The sequence below is a fragment of the Methylophilus sp. UBA6697 genome, from assembly GCF_002454655.1.
GTDB lineage: Bacteria > Pseudomonadota > Gammaproteobacteria > Burkholderiales > Methylophilaceae > Methylophilus.
Map to the genome: position 1 here is coordinate 60,690 of NZ_DKJH01000032.1, position 20,176 is coordinate 80,865.

General features: G+C 53.0%; 12 protein-coding genes. 6 read left to right on the top strand and 6 right to left on the bottom strand.

Annotation, left to right across the window (positions count from 1 at the left end; all coding sequences use genetic code 11):
• Position 1: 1 nt before the first annotated feature.
• The 4 genes from B3355_RS09620 to B3355_RS09635 form a co-directional block, all read right to left on the bottom strand.
• Entirely contained in the window at positions 2-3,142 is a 3,141-nt protein-coding gene (locus B3355_RS09620) for an efflux RND transporter permease subunit (protein WP_292783153.1), read from the bottom strand.
• A gap of 18 nt (positions 3,143-3,160) precedes the next feature.
• Complete coding sequence (locus B3355_RS09625) at positions 3,161-4,393, bottom strand: efflux RND transporter periplasmic adaptor subunit (RefSeq protein WP_292783155.1); 1,233 nt, start codon at positions 4,391-4,393, stop codon at positions 3,161-3,163.
• A 175-nt stretch (positions 4,394-4,568) separates the two neighbouring features.
• Positions 4,569-6,266, bottom strand: coding sequence for a YbaL family putative K(+) efflux transporter (gene ybaL, locus B3355_RS09630; RefSeq protein WP_019882901.1), 1,698 nt, complete (start codon positions 6,264-6,266; stop codon positions 4,569-4,571).
• A gap of 197 nt (positions 6,267-6,463) precedes the next feature.
• Positions 6,464-7,075, bottom strand: a complete 612-nt coding sequence (locus tag B3355_RS09635; RefSeq protein WP_292783158.1) for a TetR family transcriptional regulator — start codon at positions 7,073-7,075, stop codon at positions 6,464-6,466.
• A gap of 128 nt (positions 7,076-7,203) precedes the next feature.
• Here B3355_RS09635 and B3355_RS09640 point away from each other — a divergent pair, with 128 nt between their 5' ends.
• From B3355_RS09640 to hflX, 5 genes are all read left to right on the top strand, one after another.
• The gene (locus B3355_RS09640) at positions 7,204-8,367 is read left to right on the top strand and encodes an efflux RND transporter periplasmic adaptor subunit (RefSeq protein WP_292783160.1); all 1,164 of its coding nucleotides are present in this window, start codon (positions 7,204-7,206) and stop codon (positions 8,365-8,367) included.
• A 43-nt stretch (positions 8,368-8,410) separates the two neighbouring features.
• Complete coding sequence (locus tag B3355_RS09645) at positions 8,411-11,512, top strand: multidrug efflux RND transporter permease subunit (RefSeq protein WP_292783162.1); 3,102 nt, start codon at positions 8,411-8,413, stop codon at positions 11,510-11,512.
• Entirely contained in the window at positions 11,509-12,891 is a 1,383-nt protein-coding gene (locus B3355_RS09650; RefSeq protein ID WP_292783164.1) for an efflux transporter outer membrane subunit, read from the top strand. Before B3355_RS09645 ends, B3355_RS09650 begins: the two co-directional genes overlap by 4 nt.
• 228 nt (positions 12,892-13,119) lie before the next feature.
• Positions 13,120-13,689 (top strand): PEP-CTERM sorting domain-containing protein, encoded by a 570-nt coding sequence (locus B3355_RS09655; protein ID WP_047517185.1) that lies wholly within the window; start codon positions 13,120-13,122, stop codon positions 13,687-13,689.
• A gap of 336 nt (positions 13,690-14,025) precedes the next feature.
• The gene (hflX, locus tag B3355_RS09660) at positions 14,026-15,366 is read left to right on the top strand and encodes a GTPase HflX (protein WP_292783168.1); all 1,341 of its coding nucleotides are present in this window, start codon (positions 14,026-14,028) and stop codon (positions 15,364-15,366) included.
• 26 nt (positions 15,367-15,392) lie between these two features.
• On the opposite strand, the gene B3355_RS09665 is transcribed toward hflX, so the two are convergent.
• Entirely contained in the window at positions 15,393-16,289 is an 897-nt protein-coding gene (locus tag B3355_RS09665) for a LysR family transcriptional regulator (RefSeq protein WP_292783170.1), read from the bottom strand.
• 70 nt (positions 16,290-16,359) lie between these two features.
• Here B3355_RS09665 and metE point away from each other — a divergent pair, with 70 nt between their 5' ends.
• Entirely contained in the window at positions 16,360-18,648 is a 2,289-nt protein-coding gene (gene metE, locus B3355_RS09670; protein ID WP_292783172.1) for a 5-methyltetrahydropteroyltriglutamate--homocysteine S-methyltransferase, read from the top strand.
• Positions 18,649-18,698: 50 nt separating this feature from the next.
• On the opposite strand, the gene B3355_RS09675 is transcribed toward metE, so the two are convergent.
• Positions 18,699-19,967, bottom strand: a complete 1,269-nt coding sequence (locus B3355_RS09675; protein WP_292783174.1) for an OmpP1/FadL family transporter — start codon at positions 19,965-19,967, stop codon at positions 18,699-18,701.
• Positions 19,968-20,176: the final 209 nt, after the last annotated feature.

Sequence of the window (20,176 nt, forward strand, 5' to 3'; positions counted from 1 at the left end):
GTTATCCATGTGCGATGGCATCTGGATCAGGCTGGTAAGGGAACAGCGAACGTATCAGCACATAAAACAGCGGCACAAAAAAGATGCCGAGGAAGGTGGCCATCAACATGCCGCCGAGTACGCCGGTGCCAATCGCCTGGCGGCTCACCGCGCCTGCGCCTTCACTGAAGGCCAGCGGCAGCACACCAAAGACAAAGGCGAGCGAGGTCATGAGGATGGGCCGCAAGCGCAGTTTCACGGCCTCCAGGGTGGCAGTCAGTAAAGGCTGGCCACGCTCTTGCAGATGCTTGGCGAACTCTACAATCAGAATGGCATTTTTCGCTGACAGGCCGATGGTCGTCAACAGGCCCACCTGGAAGTAAACGTCGGCTGTCATGCCACGCAAACTGGTTGCCAGCACGGCGCCCAGGATGCCCAGAGGCACGACCATAATGACGGAGAAAGGCACCGCCCAGCTTTCATATAACGCGGCCAGGCACAAAAACACAAACACCACAGACACCGCATACAACAGGGGCGCCTGTGAACCTGACAGTCTTTCCTGGTAGGACTGCGCACTCCACTCATAGCCGATGCCTGCCGGTAGTTGCTTGATAATGCCTTCAGCAATGCGCATGGCTTCGCCGGTGCTGGTGCCTTTGGCCGCTTCGCCGACGATTTCAACGGAAGAAATACCGTTATAGCGTTCGAGCAAGGGCGAGCCCGATACCCAACGGGTATTGGAGAACGCAGAGAACGGCACCATGTCGTTGGTGCTGTTGCGTACATACCAGCGGTCAATGTCTTCAGGCTGCATGCGGTAAGGCGCATCCCCCTGCAAATAGACTTTTTTGACGCGGCCCTTGTTGATGAAGTCATTCACATAAGTGCCGCCCATGGCGATAGACAGTGTGGAGTTGATATTGGCGGTGGTCAGGTTATAAATGCCGGTTTTCTGGTCATCAATATTGAGCCTGAACATCGGCGTATCATCCAGTCCGCTTGGGCGCACCCGGTTCAGTTTCGGGTTGTCTGCCGCCAGTTGGACAAATTGGTTTCTGGCCTCCATCAGTGCCTGGTGCCCGAGGCCGCCGACATCCTTGAGCTCGAGCGTAAAGCCGGAGCCCTGGCCCAGGCCGCGTACGGGCGCTGGCTGGTTCACAAACAGCTTGGCATCACGGATCTTGGACAAGGCTTTGGTCATCTTATCTGCGAGTGACGCGGCGTCCTGGCCTTCGCCACGCAGTGACCAGTCCTTGAGGCGGATAAAGGCACGGCCGGTGTTTTGGCTACCGCCACCGCCCTGGCCGAGGCCGGCAATGGTTAAATATTCATCAATGACTGCTTCCTGACCATCCAGGTAATGCTCGATTTGTCGCAACACACGCTGCATCCTGCTATCGGTGGCACCGACCGGCAATTGAATCTGCGCCATGAGGATACCCTGGTCCTCCGTCGGCAGGAAGGAGCTGGGTAAGCGCAGGAATAGGAAAGCCAGCAAGGCCAGAATGCTGGCATACAGCAGCATGGTGAATAGCTTCTGGCGCAGGATTTTCTCGACGATGGCCTGGTAGCCATTGGCAAATGTTTCAAACGCCGGGTTGAACCAGCGGAAAAACCAGCCAAACAGGCCACCTGTTGCAGTATGGCTATGATTTGACGGTGTGAGCATGGTCGCACACAGGGCTGGGGTCAATGTCAGCGCGACCAGCACAGATAACAACATGGCAGAGACAATGGTGATAGAGAACTGGCGGTAAATCACGCCGGTGGCACCGCCGAAAAAGGCCATGGGAATAAATACGGCGGATAGCACCAGTGAAATACCGACCAGCGCGCTGGTAATTTCACCCATGGATTTACGCGTGGCTTCTTTCGGGCTCAGACCTTCTTCACGCATCACACGTTCGACGTTTTCCACCACCACAATGGCATCATCTACCAGCAAGCCAATCGCCAGTACCAGGCCAAACATAGTCAGCGTGTTAATCGAAAAGCCAAACGCGGCCAGTACGCCAAAGGTACCGAGTAGCACTACCGGTACGGCAATGGCCGGAATCAGCGTCGCACGCAGGTTCTGCAAAAACACATACATAATGATAATGACCAGCAGGATGGCTTCTACCAGCGACTTGACGACTTCCTTGATGGAAATACGCACAAATGGCGTGGTGTCATAAGGGATATGGATGCTGAGTTTCAGTTCAGGCGGAAAATAAGGCTCCAGCGCTGCCAGCTTGTCTTTCACGGCTTGCGCGGTGGCCAGTGCATTGGCACCGGACGCGAGTTTGACCCCAAAGGCTGCTGAGGTTTTACCATTGAGGTTGGCGACCGGTGTGTAGCTCTCGGCGCCTAATTCAACGCGGGCTACATCCGACAAATGCACCACATAACCGTCTGCGCCGGATTTAACGATAATCTGGTTGAATTGCTCTACGGTTTGCAGTTTGCTGCGTGCGGTAATGGGCGCATTCAAGCCTTGGCCTTTTACCGAAGGCAGGGCGCCTAACTGGCCAGAGGAGACTTCGGTATTCTGCGCCTGTACGGCCGCTGAAATATCGGAAGGAATCAGGTTGTATTTTTGCAGCCGGGCCGGATCCAGCCAGATGCGCATGGCATAGCCTGCGCTCAGGGTCTGTACATCGCCGACGCCATCGAGGCGGCTGATCTGGTCGATCAGGTTGCTCGAAATATAATCACCGATATCAATGGCGCGCACCGTAGGGCTGTCAGACATGAGTGAAATCATCATCAGGAAGTCGATGCCGGTTTTGGCCACCGTCACCCCCTGGCTTTGTACAATCTGCGGTAGCCTGGGCATGGCTTGTTGCAGTTTATTCTGCACCTGCATTTGTGCGACGTCAGGATTGGTGCCCGCATCAAAGGTCAGGCTGATATTGGCGGTGCCTGAAGAAGTGCTGCTGGCAGACATATAGGTCAGGTTATCGATGCCCTTCATGTACTGCTCAATCACTTGCGTCACCGAGTTTTCAATGGTGTCGGCCGCGGCGCCGGTATAGGTGGCATTGATAGAGACGCGTGGTGGTGCAATATCCGGGTATTGCTCCAGCGGGAGCCACTCAATTGCGCCTATGCCCGCCAGCATGATGACAATTGCAATCACCCAGGCAAAGATAGGGCGTTGGATAAAAAAAGACGCCATAGTTAAATTCTCTTCTGGTTAGCGGGCAGGGTTCACGGTAGACGGTCTTGTTGCCATGGCCGGTGTTGCTACATCTGGATGGCTGGTCGCGACAAAGGGCACCGCCTTCACTTCGCTGCCTACGCTGATGCCTTGTAGCCCATCCATAATCACGCGGTCACCCGCTTGCAGGCCGTGTGTGACACGCCAGTTGTCACCTTGTGCGCCACTGGTTTCCAGGGTTTGCTGAATCACTTTTTGCGTATTGTCCACCAGGAGCACCGTGGGCTCACCACGTGTATTTCTGGTCACAGCACGTTGCGGCACCAGGATGGCCGCTTTTTCTTCAGCGACATCAATCAGGGCATGCACATACATGCCGGGCAGCAAAATGCCTTCCGGGTTAGGCACCACCGCACGCAGTGTGACCGCCCCAGAGGTGGTGTTGACACTAATGCCGTTGAATTTGAGTTTTCCGGCGTGGGCGTATGTGGAGCCATCTTCGAGTACGACACGGACAGGGATTTCTTTTTGCGATGTGCTGCTCAGTTTGCCGCTGGCAATATCACGTTTGAGTTTGAGCAAATCACTGCTTGACTGAATCACATCGACATAAATCGGGTCCAGTTGCTGTACGGTGGTGAGTGCGGTGTCCTGGCTGGCAGTGACCAACGCGCCAGGTGTGACGGTAGAAGTAGACACAAAACCAGTGATTGGCGAGACCACGCGTGTGAAATCCAGGTTGATTTTTGCGGTGGACAGCGCTGCCCTGGCGGCAGCCACATCGGCTTCACCTTGTTGCAAGGCGGCTTGCGCGTCATCGTTATCCTGCCGGCTCACGGCATTGATTTTGACCAGTTCTTTATAACGATCCGCTTTGAGTTTGAGCGTGGTCAGCGAGGCTTCTGTTTTTTGTAGCGCGGCGGCCGCACTTTGGGCACTGGCCTGGTAAGGCGCCGGCTCGATTTGATAAAGCAGTTGGCCCGCTTTGACCAGTGCGCCTTCTGTAAATGCGCGCTGGCGGATAATGCCGCCGACTTGTGGGCGGACTTCCGAAATCATAAACGGATTGGTGCGCCCTGGCAGGTCAGCCACAATCGGCTGGCTGGCAGGTTGTACGGTGATTACGCCGACTTCTGGCGTTTTTTTGGGCGGTTTGTTGTCCGGTTTGCCGGATGAGCAGGCAGCCAGCATCAGACTGGCAAGGCCCAGTAGCCATACACCGGATTTAGCGTAAAGGCCAGATTTATCGTCAAGGGAGGTGGTGTTCATAGGTACCAATATTGATATCGTTATTCTTGTCTGACAAGATTGTACTGCGTTTGATTGGGCGTAAATGTAACGATACGTATCGACTGCCGATACAATGACATCATAGCCTTTCGCGAGGTGTTTGTTTCAAAAAACAAGGCTGCCGAAGCAGCCCTGATTTAGATTTTAATGCCTTTTAGAGCACGTGACGTTCGAAACGCTGCAACACATGGGCAGACATGCCTTTGGCCAGTTCCTCTTCGCCGAAAAATACGGCTTGCCCCAGGTCTTTTTGCAAGCGCTGATATTCATCCTCGTGGTGAGTACGAATCACCACTTCTATGTCCGGCTTGAGCTGTTTGGCAATGTCGACTATTTTACGGATATCCATGGCGTCCGGTGTGGCAATAATCAGCATGGCCGCATTGGCGATGTGTGCCTGTATCAATACCATGGGGTCAGCAGCGTTGCCTGACACGGCGGGCTGGCCTTGCTTACGCAGTTTTTCCACCAGTTCGCGATTTTGCTCGGCCACCACAAATGGAATCGCAGAGTCTGTCAGCGATTGTGCAATGCGCTTGCCAACGCGGCCATAGCCGACCAACACCACCTGGCCTTCAAGAAACTTGCGTTCCGTGGACATCGGCAACTCACTGTAGGGATCCATACGCAAAGACAGGCGTCGTGCCACATCCGATTTATTGACCACCCAGTTAGCCAACGGTTTGATCGAGGCAAATACCAGCGGATTCAAGGCAATCGAAATCAGTGCGCCCGCCAACACCAGGCTCATGCCATCTGCTGACAGCAGGTTGAGCGACACGCCAAGTCCGGCCAGGATAAACGAGAACTCGCCAATTTGCCCCAGGCTGGCGGCGACGGTGAGTGCTGTATTCAATGGATAGCGCAGCGCCAGCACGATCGCAACCGCTGCCAGTGATTTGCCCAAGATAATAATAGCGACCACAGAGAGGACCTGTACCGGTTGCTTGATCAGGATGCTAGGGTCAAACAGCATGCCGACGGCGACAAAAAACAGCACGGCAAATGCATCGCGGAAAGGCAGGGAATCTTCCGCTGCTCGATGGCTATATTCTGATTCGCGCATGATCATGCCGGCAAAAAAGGCGCCTAGTGCAAACGATACATGAAACAGCGATGAGGCGAAAAAGGCCACGCCGATCGCCACGGCAATCACGGTTAAGGTAAATAATTCACGTGAGCCGGTGCCTGCCACATACCACAGCAGCCAGGGCAATACACGTTTGCCTATCACCAGCATTACCACTACAAAACCGGTGATTTCAAGCAAGGTAACGCCTATGGTCTCCCAAATGGCACTGGCGTTGGTGGCTTCGCCCTGGCCACCCAAAACGCCAGCCAGGGCTGGCATCAGCACCAGCACCAGCACGGTCACCATGTCTTCTACCACCAGCCAGCCGACAGCAATTTTGCCGTTCATGCTTTCCAGGATGCGCCTGGACTCAAGCGCTTTCAGTAACACCACGGTACTGGCGCAGGAGAGTGACAGGCCAAAGACCAGGCCATGCCCCATGCTCCAGCCCCAATAATGGGCCACCAGCATGCCGAGCAGGGTCGCCAGCGTCATCTGCGCCAGTGCGCCGGGTAGGGCGATGCGTTTGACCGACATTAAATCTTGCACTGAAAAGTGCAGGCCAACGCCGAACATCAGCAGCATGACGCCGATTTCAGACAGTTGCGAGGCGATTTCTATGTCCGCCACAAAGCCGGGGGTGGCCGGGCCGATGATAATGCCAGCAAACAGATAACCAATCAGCGCTGGCAATTTGAGTTTTTCGGCGATCAGGCCAAACACCAGCGCCAGCGCAAATGCGGCAGCAATGGTGGTAATAAGAGACAGGTTATGATCCATAGCAATATTTTTTTCTTAAGTTATTTTTATAGGGGTGTGTATCGGGGTGATGCGTTTAAAAATGAACGTGCGTGGTCATACTGACCTTGTTCAGACAAAAAAGTTGAACAATTTTATTGTCATCAATGTATCCGACCCTTATCTTGCCGGAAGGCGGGCGTGCTCGTCAATGCTAGCAGAATAGCTTGACGTTTAAATTACGGCTGGAAAAGTGGCATAGACAGGCGCTGCAGTCCATATTCACAGAGTTGTTCCGCACGTTGCCAGCGTTGTGATTCACTGAGGCTGCCAAAATAAATAATGCTGAACACACCCTCAATAATGGACTGGCAATACAGGCTGATCAGGTCGAAATCGACTTCGGCAGAGAGTTCTGTTTGCGCAATCGCCTGTTTGAGCAGGCAATCTATTTGTGTAATGCGCTTTTTCTCCCAGGCAAAACGTAATTGCAATAATTCGGGCGAATCATCAATGCCGATATACAAAAAAAATAATACGCGCTGAATCGAGCTGGGTTCAATATAACTGCGGATTTCCTGCAAGCAGTATTGTTTGAGGTTGCTTAAGGCACTGAGGGTGGGTTGGCTTTGAAACGGCGAGGCTTGTTGAATCACGCGTTCTGCCATAGCGGTGGCTACTTCCAGTTTGCCTTTGTAATGGCCGTAGACCGCACCGCGTGACAGTGCAGCAGCTTCGGCAATATCTGCCATGGTGGTCAGGGTAAAGCCCTTGCGGTAAAACACGTGTTCAGCCGCATCCAGAATCTGGTCGCGGGTTTTTTGCGCATCTTCTTTGGTTTTTCTGGCCATGATCTCTAGGCTTATCATTCCTCAAACAATGGCGAGGATTATACCAAAAAATAATTAATCAGTCATGATTGATTAATTATTAAAGGACGGATAGAATATTGACGTCTATATAGTAAGAAGGCATGTTCATGTCCCGTTTTTCTCTCAGCACGGCCTCTGTTGCCACACTCTTGTTATTGCAACTCTCTGCTTGTAGCAAACCGCAGGAAGCCGCTCAGGCAGCGGCTGGCGCACCTGAGGTCGAAGTGGTGACCGTGCAAACCGCTGAAATCCCCGCTGAGGTTGAATTACCTGGCCGTGTAGAGGCCTATCGCATTGCAGAAGTGCGTGCGCGCGTTTCCGGTATTGTCTCTAAACGGCTGTATCAGGAAGGGCAAACAGTGAAGGCGGGCACACCGTTATTTGCCCTGAATCCGGAGCAATTGCAGGCCAGTAAATTGGAAGCAGATGCTGAACTGGCCAGAACCGAAGCCAACCTGGTGAATGCCAATGACAAATTGCAGCGCTACCAGGCCCTGGTGGGTGACCAGTCAGTGAGTCAGCGCGACTACCGCGCGGCACAGGCTGAGGCGCAACTGGCTAAAGCCGAAGTGGCTGCCGCACAAGCTAAACTCAATCGCGCCAAACTGGATGTGGCTTATGCCAATGTGACGGCGCCGATTGATGGCGTGGCGCGCCGTGCACTGGTGACAGAAGGCGCGCTGGTGGGTAAAGACGAGGCCACGCACATGACCACGGTGGAGCAAATCAACCCGGTGTATGTCAATTTCGCACAGTCTTCTTCTGAGGTGTTCGCGCTGCGCAAAGCCTTGCGCGACGGCCAGTTAAAAGGCAGCAATGGTCAATTGCAGATTGCCCTGATGTTGCCGGATGGTTCCACTTATCCTAGCGCAGGCAAATTGTCATTTTCTGATGTGTCTGTGAACCAGACGACAGACTCTGTCGTGATGCGCGCCATTTTTGACAACCCGCAACAGGAACTGATGCCAGGCGCCTATGTGCGTTTGAAAATCCGCCAGGCGACCAATCCGCATGCCATCCTGATTCCGCGTGATGCGCTGATCCGTGACCAGTTCTCCAGCCGGGTATGGGTGGTCAATGCCAAACAGGAGCTGGAGTCACGCGAAGTGCAAACCGGTGCTGTGATTGATAAACAGTGGGTGATTGAGCATGGCCTGCAAGCAGGTGAGCAGGTGGTCGTGACCAATGCCGCCATGCAAACGGCGGGCGCAAAAGTGACGCCCAAGCAGGTAAGCGCCAAAGACAACATCACGAAAGCCGTCGCACCTTGACTGGCGCGGTATCACACAAGCCTCAAGTTAAGGGAAGCAGGCCATGAGTCGTTTTTTTATTGATCGCCCGATTTTTGCCTGGGTGATTGCCATCCTGATTGTGCTGGCAGGTTTGATTGCCATCAAGCAATTACCGATTGCGCAGTATCCCGATATTGCGCCGCCCGTGGTCAATATCGCCGCAACTTATCCTGGCGCATCGGCCAAAGTGGTCGAAGAAACTGTGACCTCGATTATCGAGCGCGAGATGAATGGTATGCCAGGCCTGATGTATGTGTCTGCCACCAGCAACCAGGGCATGGCTTCTATTAGCGTGACTTTCCGCCAGGGCACCAACCCTGATCTGGCGGCCGTCGATGTGCAAAACCGCCTCAAAAGCGTGGAAGTGCGTTTGCCTGAAATCGTGCGCCGTAGCGGCATCATGGTGGAAAAATCGGCGGATAGCTTTCAGCTGATTGTGTCACTGACCTCAGAGGATAACCGTTACAGTGAGATTGACCTCGGCGAGTTGTCCTCTGCCACGGTCATGCCTACGCTTAAGCGCGTGCAGGGTGTGGGTAAAGTGCAATCATTCAGCCCGGAGTACGCCATGCGTATCTGGCCGGATCCGCAGAAAATGGCGGGCTTGAATGTCAGCGTCAGCGAAATATCCAATGCCTTGCGTAGCTACAATACACGCCTGACCTTGGGCCAGGTCGGTGCCAGTGGTGTGCCGGATGGCGCGCCATTGAGTGTTACGCTCGAAGCCGAAGCCACGCTGAAAACGGTAGAAGACTTTGCCAATGTGCCACTGCGCAGCCAGGCGGATGGCTCGGCCTTGCTGGTGAAGGACGTGGCGCGGGTGGAAATGGGCAGCAGTGACTATACCTATAGCTCTAAAGTCAATGGCAAAAATGCCGCCGGCATGGCGATTAAACTGTCGCCGGGCTCGAATGCAGTAGAAACCATCAAGCGGGTCAAGGTCGCGATGGAACAAATGCAGCCATACTTTCCACCGAATGTGGTGTTCCAGTTGTCGTATGACTCCTCGGCATTTGTGTCTATCTCGATTAAAAAAGTGATTCAAACGCTGGTTGAGGCGGTGCTGCTGGTATTCGTGGTCATGTACCTGTTTATGCAGAACCTGCGAGCGACCCTGATTCCGACCATCGTGGTGCCGATTGCCCTGATGGGGACGTTTGCCGTCATGTACTGGCTGGGTTATTCCATCAATGTGCTGACCATGTTTGGTGTGGTGCTGGCGATTGGTATCCTGGTCGATGATGCCATCGTGGTGGTGGAAAACGTTGAGCGCCTGATTGTCGATGAAGGCTTGTCTGCACGCGAAGCGACTATTAAAGCCATGTCGCAAATCAGTGGTGCGGTGGTGGGTATCACCGCTGTGCTGGTGTCGGTATTTATCCCGATGGCCTTTTTTAGTGGCGCGGTGGGCAATATCTACCGCCAGTTTTCACTGGCATTGTCGGTGTCGATCAGCTTCTCGGCCTTTCTGGCGCTGTCGCTGACACCTGCCTTGTGCGTCACGCTGTTGCGCCATGAAACCAGCCCTAAAGCACGCTTTTTTGTCTGGTTTAACCGTAGCTTTAAGTGTATGACCGAGCGTTACACGCGCCTGACCGGCGGTTTGCTCAACAAGCCATTGCGCTGGTTGGGCGTGTTTGCACTCATTGTGACCTTGGTCGGCTGGCTGTTTATGCGTTTGCCGAGTGCATTTTTGCCAGAAGAAGACCAGGGTAACTTTATGGTCATGGTGTCGTTGCCACAAGGCGCGACACTGGCGGAAACCGCCGAAGTGCTGGGTGATATGAGCCGTTATATCCAGCAACACGAGCCGGTCGATATCATTTTTGAAGTCAGCGGTTTTAGTTTTTACGGCACCAGCACCAATAGTGGCATGCTGTTTATCACGCTGAAAGATTGGTCCGAGCGGCCCAAGGCCGAGCAGCAGGTGCAGGCGATTGTGAACCGCGTTAACCAGCAATTTTATGGACGACCCAATTTAAGTATTTTCGCCATGAATGCGCCGCCATTGCCTGAGCTGGGCAGTGTGGGCGGTTTTGACATGAAACTGGTAGATCGTGCCAGCGTTGGTATTGAAACCCTGATGAAAGCGCGCGACCAGCTGATTGCCGAATCGACCAAGCATCCCGAGTTGGCCAATGTCTTGTTTGCCGGTTTATACGATACGCCAGTGGTCAATATGCAGCTTAACCGCAGCAAGGCCAATGCGCTGGGCATCTCGCTGGATGAAATCAATGATTCGCTGGCAACTTTGCTTGGTTCTAATTACCTTGGTGATTTTGTCTATGGCAACCAGGTGCGCCGCGTGCTGATTCAAGCCGATGGCAAACAGCGCCAGACGCTGGAAGATATCAAGAAAATTCGCCTCAAAGCTGCCGATGGCAGCCTGGTACCGCTGTCTTCCATCATGACACTGGACTGGGCCATGGGTACCCCACAACGCACGCGTTTTAATGGCTTTCCGTCATTTAATATCAATGGCGGCGCCGGGCCTGGCTATAGCAGCGGCGAAGCGATGCAGAAGATCGAAAAACTGGTACAAGGGTTGGGCAAGGGCATCGGCTTCGAATGGGCCGGGCAGTCACTCGAAGAAAAGCAATCCGGCAGCCAGGCCATCATGCTGTTCGGCTTGTCTATCCTGATTGTGTTCCTGGTGCTGGCGGCTTTGTATGAAAGCTGGGCCATTCCGTTCGCCGTGATGCTGGTGGTGCCATTAGGCGTCTTGGGCGCTTTGCTTGGCGTGACTATCCGTGGTTTGCCTAATGATATTTATTTCAAGGTAGGCTTGATCGCGACGATTGGTTTATCTGCCAAAAACGCTATCCTGATTGTGGAGTTTGCACGCGAGCATGTGCTGCAAGGCATGCCTTTGCTTGAAGCCAGTTTGCTGGCAGCCAAAGAGCGCTTGCGGCCGATTGTGATGACCTCACTGGCCTTTGGTGTCGGTGTGATTCCATTGGCATTCTCCACTGGCGCTGCGTCGGGCGCGCAAGTTGCGATCGGCACCAGCGTGCTGGGTGGTATTGTCACGGCGACCTTGCTGGCGATCTTTTTTGTCCCGTTATTTTTTATGGTGGTTGGGCGCTGGATGCACAAACCAGCGGCGACCAAGGATGCTGCATGAAATTAAGTCGACTCACATTGTTACTGGGTTTTATTCTCTCGGCCAGCGGTTGCTCGCTGATGCCTGAGTATTTCCGGCCAGCTGCGCCCGTGCCTGAGGCTTACCCAGGCCAGCCAGCGAATGAGACTGTGACTGAAGCGCCTCCGCTCCCCTGGCAAACTTATTTCCCTGATGCCGATTTACAGCAACTGATACAAGTGGGCTTAGCGCATAACCGTGACCTGAAAACAGCCGTGCTTCGCATGGACGAAGCCAAGGCCACTTACGGCATACAAAAAGCCGACCGCCTGCCGACCATACAGGGCAATCTGACGTACGACCGTAGTCGCACTGTGTTCAGCTCCAGCCAGGCATTTGAGGCAGAGTTGTACCGCGTTGGGGTCGGTATTTCAGACTACGAAATTGATGTGTTTGGCCGCGTCAAAAGCCTGACACAAGCTGCGCTGGAGCAATACCTGGCCGTGACTGAAAACCGGCAAGCGGTGCAAGCTACCCTGATCACCGAGATCGCCACGCAGTATGTCAACCTGCTGACCTTACACGCGCAACTCAAGCTGGCGCAGCAAACGCTAGATGACCGCAAACAGACCTTGCATCGGACTCAGCGTCGCTTTGAGGCCGGTTTGGATCAGGTGCTGGATGTCAAAGCCGCCCAAATCCAGGTCGAGCAAGTGCAGGCACAATATGCACAATGGCAACGACAACTGGCCACCACGCAAAATGCTTTGTATTTACTGCTCGGCGAGTCATCACAGCGCACACCGTTAGTCATCAAACCTCTGGCGGATTTAAAACTGGCTGACGTTACGCCAGGCTTGCCTTCCAGCCTGTTGACCCGGCGCGCCGATATCCGTGCTGCCGAGCACCAACTCAAAGCTGCCAATGCCAATATCGGTGCTGCACGTGCTGCGTTCTATCCACGCTTGCAACTCACCACCAACGTCGGCCTGGTTAACTCGGAGTTCTCCAAACTGTTTTCTGATACCGGCAGCAACTACTGGTCTTTCAGCCCGCAATTGACCATCCCGATCTTTAACTATGGCCGCAACAAAGCCAACCTCAACCTTGCGCAAACCCGTGAGCGTATCGAAGTGGTTAATTACGAAAAGACTATCCAGACCGCGTTTAAAGAAGTGATGGATGTATTAAGCACGCGCGCAGCGATTGCCGAAGAGTCCGCCGCCAGGGCGCGTTTAAGTGAATTGGAAAGCAGCCGCTTGCAACTGGTCAAACGTAAGCTGGATCAAGGACTGGTGACGTACCTGGAATTGCTCGATTCGCAGCGCAGCGTACTGGATGCACAGTCGCAGGCGTTGCAAATACAACAACAGGCATTACAGAACCAGGTGGGGCTGTATAAAGCGCTGGGTGGCAGCTAAAACTTCGGCATAATTGTTTTATGCCAAATAAACAAAAAATTGTTCAAAGTGTGTATGTAAATCATTTACATAGATTAATGCTAATGAAATTGCAAATTTTTTTAAAAAGTAATATCCTAAATTTAATTATTACGATAAATAGTTTCAGNNGTTTCAGAGCGATGACTAGTTTTAAAAGGGTTGTTGTAATTTTTATTATTAGTAATTCCCAACTGAGTGGAGGCGCAAATGAAACAAATAAGTAAATTTGCAGTTGCTATAACTTTGGCATTTGGATGCACACAGGCTTTTGCTGCTGGATCCATTTTTGTCACAGAACCAGGTGCTGATGGGTTCAATATCGAAACTGGTGGTTTTAATGGATCAAGTTACGAGATTTCTAAAATCGTATTTGATTTTAGTAGTACCATTACCGCGGATGGTAGTTACTTGGTGATCGACGGTTCGCCATTTTCCGTGAATGCGCCAGCTGGCGGTAGCGCTGTGTTCTTTGGTAGTGGCGCCGTATTTGGTTTTGACTTTACAAGTTTCAACACTTTTGAATCATTCAGCTTCAAGTGGGATCCAGACTCAGCGATTAGCGGATCTTATGGCGCAACAGCGCTTGATTTTATCGGTGGCACAGTCACAGCCTATACGACCAATGGTTTATACAAAGGGTCTTTTGAGTTAGTAGGTACTGGACCAGACGTCACTGCTTCACTTTCACCTTATGTCCCTGTGCCTGAGCCACTCACCAGTGCTAGCTTGCTTGCTGGATTAGGGGTATTAGGCTTGGCCCGTCGCCGTCGTTCATAAGTATTTGATTTAGATTAAAAGCCCATCAGCGTTGTGATGGGCTTTTTTATTAGATGCCAACAATATGAGTTGTCATATTTAGTCTGATGATTGGGATTTTATATAATCAGTCCGCTTGCGGTACGCCGACGAAAGATTAAGCATGTTGAACATGAACATGCGGCGGACTGTAAACGAGTCCGCTCTACGCGTTCTCAGCAATTAAATTCTTCAATAGTTTCTACGGTTATACTCATTACAATCATCTATTAACACTTTATCTCACCATGCATAGTGGTGCTTTCTGCTTTTGCAGGTACTATCTGCCTTCCCCAATTCAAGAGATACCATCCCCTAATGCAAAGTGAAGTCAAAGAAACCATCCGATATGCCGTAGTGGCGGCTGTGCAGCTACCCAATGTGAGCGATAGTGAATTTGAGGCTTCGCTGAATGAGCTGCGTGAACTGGCTAAAACACTGGGTTACAGGGTGGTGCATACTTTTGTGCAGAAGCGTACAGGCTTTGATATCACGGGATATCTGGGTGTGGGTAAGCGCGAAGAAATTCGTGATTATGTGAAGAGTATGTCCGAGGAGCTAGAGTCGCAACCCTTCAATACGCTTGCCTACGATATTGAGGCGGTGCTGGTAGACCACGAAATTTCGCCGTCACAGGCGCGTAACCTTGAGGTTGAAGTCGGTTGCGAGGTGATGGACCGTACCATGGTCATCCTGGAGATTTTTCACCGCAATGCCCGCTCGCGTGCGGCACGTGCGCAGGTGGAGATTGCGCGCCTGGGTTATATGGCACCACGTTTGCGCGAAGCGGCGAAACTGGCGGGTCCGCAGGGGCGGCAGCGTAGCGGGGCGGGTGGTCGCGGCGCAGGCGAATCGCATACCGAGCTGGATAGACGCAAGATTCGCGACCGCATTGCCGAGTTGCAACAAGAGATTGTGATTATGGATGGCGAGCGCAGGACGCAACGTGCGCGGCGCCAGGAGCGGCAGACGATGGCGAGTGTGGCGCTGGTGGGTTATACCAATGCCGGTAAATCTACCTTGATGCGCGCGCTCACTGGCAGCGAGGTGTTGGTGGCGAACAAATTATTTGCCACACTGGATACCACGGTGCGCGCCTTGTACCCGGAAAGCGTGCCGCGCGTGCTGGTCAGCGATACCGTGGGTTTTATCAAGAACCTGCCGCATGGCCTGGTGGCTTCTTTTAAATCCACGTTGGATGAGGCGCTGGATGCTGCGCTGTTGTTGCACGTGATCGATGCCAGCGACCCTGGTTTTGAGCGTCAGCTTGAAGTCACGGATAAAGTGCTTGAGGAAATCGATGCCGATGTAGTGCCGCGTATTCGTGTGTTTAACAAAATAGATTATGTGGGCGATGCCACCGCGCAAGCCGAGTGTGAAGCCGCGCTGCGATTAAAATATCCGGATTGCATAGTCATGAGTGCTCGCCGTCCGGATGAGGTGGCGATGCTGCGGCAGAAGATTGTCGATTTTTTCCAGCAGGATTTGGTTGAAACCGAGATTTTCCTGCCTTGGTCCGTACAACAGATACGCGGCAAAATTTATAGCACCTGCCAGGTATTGAACGAGCGCTCAGATGAAGAAGGCACTTTTTTCACTGTGCGTGGCGAACCGAATGACATCAATAGCCTGCGTGAGCAGTTGATGCCGCTGCAATAAGCGCTCATCGCGGTAGTTGGGGCTGGTCAGGACTGATCAGCGTTTCCACCTTGCGCCAAATGAATAAACGCTTGCACATAATCAATCTGCACATCCGTTTCGCGGATGCCCAGGTAAATCTGCTTGGCAATGCCTTGCTCGCCTAACTTGACTGGCACGACGTCGAAACGGCTTTGATATTCTTCCACCAGCCAGCGCGGTAAGGCCGCGACACCGCGGCCACTGGCGACCATTTGCAGCATGATGTCAGTGGTTTCTATCGATTTGTGTACTTGCGGGCTGATGCCTGCCGGTTGCAGAAACTGGTTGTAAATATCGAGCCGATCAATATCCACCGGGTAGGTGATCAAGGTTTCACTGCTGAGTTGTTCGGGGTGCACATACGCCAGTTGGGCCAGTGCATGCTGGCCATGCACCACCAGCACCTGCTCGTAATCAAATACCGGTTGAAACATCAACCCGGGTTTATATAGCGGGTCAGGCGTGACCAGCATATCGATCTCATAGCCAAACAAGGCGCCTATGCCGCCAAACTGGAACTTCTGTTTTACATCTACATCCACATCCGGCCACGCGGCCAGGTAGGGTGACACCACTTTGAGCAGCCACTGGTAGCACGGGTGACACTCCATGCCGATGCGCAAGGTGCCACGCTCGCCTTGCGCAAACTGGCGCAAGCGTTCTTCTGCTAACGATAGTTGCGGTAGCAGCCGGTTGGCCACTGCCAGCAAGTATTGTCCGGCCTGGGTCAGGCGCAGGCTGCGGCCTTCTCGTAGCCAGATATCAGTACCCAGTTGCTGTTCCAGTTTTTTTATCGAGTGACTCAGCGCCGACTGCGTGAGAAATAAATGCTCAGCGGCGGCTGTCAGTGAGCCTTGCCGTTCGACTTCGCGAATAATCGCTAAATGGATGCGTTCAATCATGTTTTTATGTATGAATAAAATTAATTGATTGTTGAAATGNNGTTCTGAAACGATTATTGACGAGGCTAGCATGGTCACCACACACAATCTTGGATTTCCGCGCATAGGCGCAAAACGCGAACTGAAATTTGCTTTAGAGGCTTATTGGAAAGGACAGTCTTCATTAGACGCATTAAAGCAAGTCGGCAAAGACTTGCGCCAGGGCAACTGGGCGTTGCAATCGCATCTGGACCTGGCGCCGGTGGGTGACTTTGCATTTTATGATCAGGTGCTGGATATGAGCTTTACGCTCGGTCACTTGCCCGCCCGTGTACAGACTTTTCATGGCGACCCACTGGATAATTATTTCCGTGTGGCCCGTGGACGTTCCGCAGGGTCTGGCGAGGAGCATGCGCATTGTTGCGGCGGCGTGGCGGCAGGGGAGATGACCAAATGGTTTGATACCAACTACCACTATATCGTGCCGGAATTCACCGCCGAGACACGGTTCAAGCTGGATACGACACGCTTGCTGGCGCAATTGGCAGAAGCGCAGGCGCAGAATGTTAAAGCCAAGCCGGTGATTGTCGGGCCGGTGACTTACCTGGCGATTGGTAAGGCCAAGGATGCTTCAGACCGCCTGGCCTTGCTGCCGCAATTGCTGGTGGTGTATAGCGAGTTGCTCGAGGCGTTGGCGGCGCAGGGCGTGGCGTGGGTACAAATAGACGAGCCTATTCTGGTGACTGAACTGGAGGCTGAATGGCAGCATGCATTCAACCTGGCCTATCACCAACTCAAGAGTAGCCGTGTCAAGATTCTGCTCGCGACTTATTTTGGCCCATTGGTTGATAACCAGTACCTGGTGGCGAACTTGCCGGTGGCTGGCTTGCATATTGATGCCATCAACGCGCGCCACGAGATTGTGCCTTTGCTGGCGATGTTGCCTGCGCACAAGGTACTTTCATTGGGCGTGATTAATGGCCGTAATATCTGGAAAACCGATTTGAACGCGACGCTGGACTGGCTGGAGCCAATCGCCGAACGCCTGGGTGACCGTTTATGGCTGGCGCCTTCTTGCTCATTGTTGCATGTGCCGGTGGACCTCGATAATGAGCTGAAGCTGGATAGTGAGGTCAAGTCCTGGCTGGCATTTGCCAAGCAAAAACTGGATGAGTTACAGGTGTTGGCGACGGCATTGAATCATGGTCGTGCCGCGGTGAAAGTGGCTTTGGCTGTGAATCAGGTGGCGATTGATGCACGCCGTACCTCGAAGCGCGTCCATCAGCCGCAGGTGAAAGCCGCGCTGGAAACACTGACACCGCAACTGGGTCAGCGGCAAAATCATTATGTACAACGTGCCGTCAAACAGGCCGCCTTGCTTGGTTTGCCCAGGTATCCGACCACCACCATCGGCTCTTTCCCGCAGACGGCAGAAATACGCCATGCCCGCAGCCAGTTCAAGGCTGGGGCGTTGAATCAGGCAGCTTACCAGCAGGCGATGAAAGCCGAAATTGAGCGTAGCGTACGTGAACAGGAAGCCTTAGGCCTCGATGTGCTGGTACACGGTGAAGCCGAGCGTAACGATATGGTGGAATATTTTGGTGAGCAGTTGGAGGGATATGCCTTCAGCCAGTTTGGCTGGGTACAGTCGTATGGCTCGCGTTGTGTCAAACCACCTATCCTGTTTGGGGATATCAGCCGTCCACAAGCCATGACGGTAGCGTGGATCAAGTATGCGCAATCACTGACCAGCAAGCCGATGAAAGGCATGTTGACCGGTCCGGTGACGATACTCAACTGGTCTTTTGTGCGTGATGACCAGCCACGTTCAGTCAGCTGCTACCAGTTGGCACTGGCGATTCGTGAAGAAGTGCTGGATCTGGAAAAAGCCGGTATCAATGTGATCCAGATTGATGAAGCCGCCTTGCGTGAAGGCTTGCCATTGCGCAAGTCACAGTGGAAAGAGTATTTGCAGTGGGCAGTAGAGTCATTCCGCATCACCGCCAATGGTGTGGCCGATGAAACGCAGATTCATACGCATATGTGCTATTCGGAGTTTAATGACATCATCGCTTCGATTGCTGACATGGATGCTGACGTGATTACCATTGAAACCTCGCGTTCAGACATGGAGTTGCTGGATGCGTTTGATGATTTCAACTATCCGAACGAGATCGGGCCGGGCGTCTATGACATTCACTCGCCGAATATCCCGACCCAGGCGCATATTGTGCAGTTGATGCAAAAGGCTGCCGAGCGTATCCCTGCCGAGCGTTTGTGGGTAAACCCGGATTGTGGCCTGAAAACCCGGCAATGGGCTGAAGTGTTGCCCGCGTTGACCAATATGGTTGCGGCAGCTAAAACCTTGCGCGCAGCTTAACCTTGCCATGAATGAAAAAGCCGCCCTTGGGCGGCTTTGTGTTTAAGTCATTACCAGCGGCGGCTCAGCATGAAGTGAAGCACAATGGCTTCATTGCGGATTTCAGACTCGCCAAATAATTGGCTGTTGTATTTAACGCTGACAGGTAGCATCCATTCGACACCGCCAGTCATCAGCCAGTGCGGGTCGATCTTACGTGCGGCACCAAAGGTGAGGTGATGCTCAAGGGTCCCTGCCAATAAAGGACTGGAGTTCTGGCGCGGAATCGGGTTTTTACCATAATTGTGGCCCGCATAAAGCGTGGTACGGTTATCCCAGTTGTAAGCGACACCTGTCGCGACCACCCATTGATCTTTCCAGTCGGCAGCCATCGAGCTGCCATATATAGATTGCGCTGAGGCATTATTTGGTTTGGTGGCGCGCAGGGTGACGTCATTGATCGCATCGCCCCAGTTAAGCCAGTTGAGTTTGAATGACAGCAGCCAGTCATCTGTTGGTTTGAACGCCATTCCTACGGCCACTTCGCGTGGTAAGGCGAAGCCTTTGATTGAAGCATCGGCATACTTCACCTTGCCTAAGCCTGCGTCTGTGAAGTCAGCTGTCAGTGTGCCGCCGGTCATCGGCAGCTCGGTTTTTTCGGTATAAGAAGCAGCCAATGTCAGCGCCGGGGTCACACGATATTGCATGCCCAGCTTGAAGCCAGTACGCACTGCGGAGGCACCCTCTAATTTGTAACCTGCAAAGGGCACAGCATTCACTGACGTGTTCGCAAAAAAGTCCTGTTCTATGCTCGCATAAACAATATTCAGGCTGGCCCCCAGAGAGAGCTTGTCAGTCACTTCACAGCCGATACCAGGAATAATCTTGGCGATCCCAAACAGCGAGGACAAATCATCGCGATTGCCAAACGGCGTACGCAGGTTGTCGAACACGCCACCGGCGCCGCCTTGCGCGAACAAGCCGATGCCGGCCGTACAGGGCATATTTTCCAGTGGCCGCGCATAGCCACCACCACCAAGCAAAGTGTAGCGGTTGGACGCATGCTCTTCGTTGCGGGGGTCTTTGTGCACCAGGTCAGTGGTACGCAGCACTGAGCCAAACATATCCAGCAGCGGCGCCTTGATCTGCGTCAGTCCGGCCGGGTTGGTATTCAGCGCGCTGGTATCACGCGCCACTGCGACATCAGCACCGCCCATCAGGGTCGATTCGGCACCGAAGCCGATCAGGTTGATGCCGTTGGTGGCATGCGCCGCAAGCCCGGTTGTTACCAGGGCGAGGGCGGTTGCGATGCGTAGGGTAGAAACATTAAAAGCAATCATGGCAGGTTTGTTCTTGTTCGTTAGGCATACTGTCGCATAATTCGACAATGCTGTGTTGCGATAACAGCGCTCCAATCACATGGCTTTTTGGCCTTTTCGGCTATGCGAGAAACATTCACATGGTAGCTAAATTATCGATCAATGTGTTGTAAAAATATTCTTTAATAAAAACAATCAGTTGCTGCCTGTCAATTAAAATATATCAATAT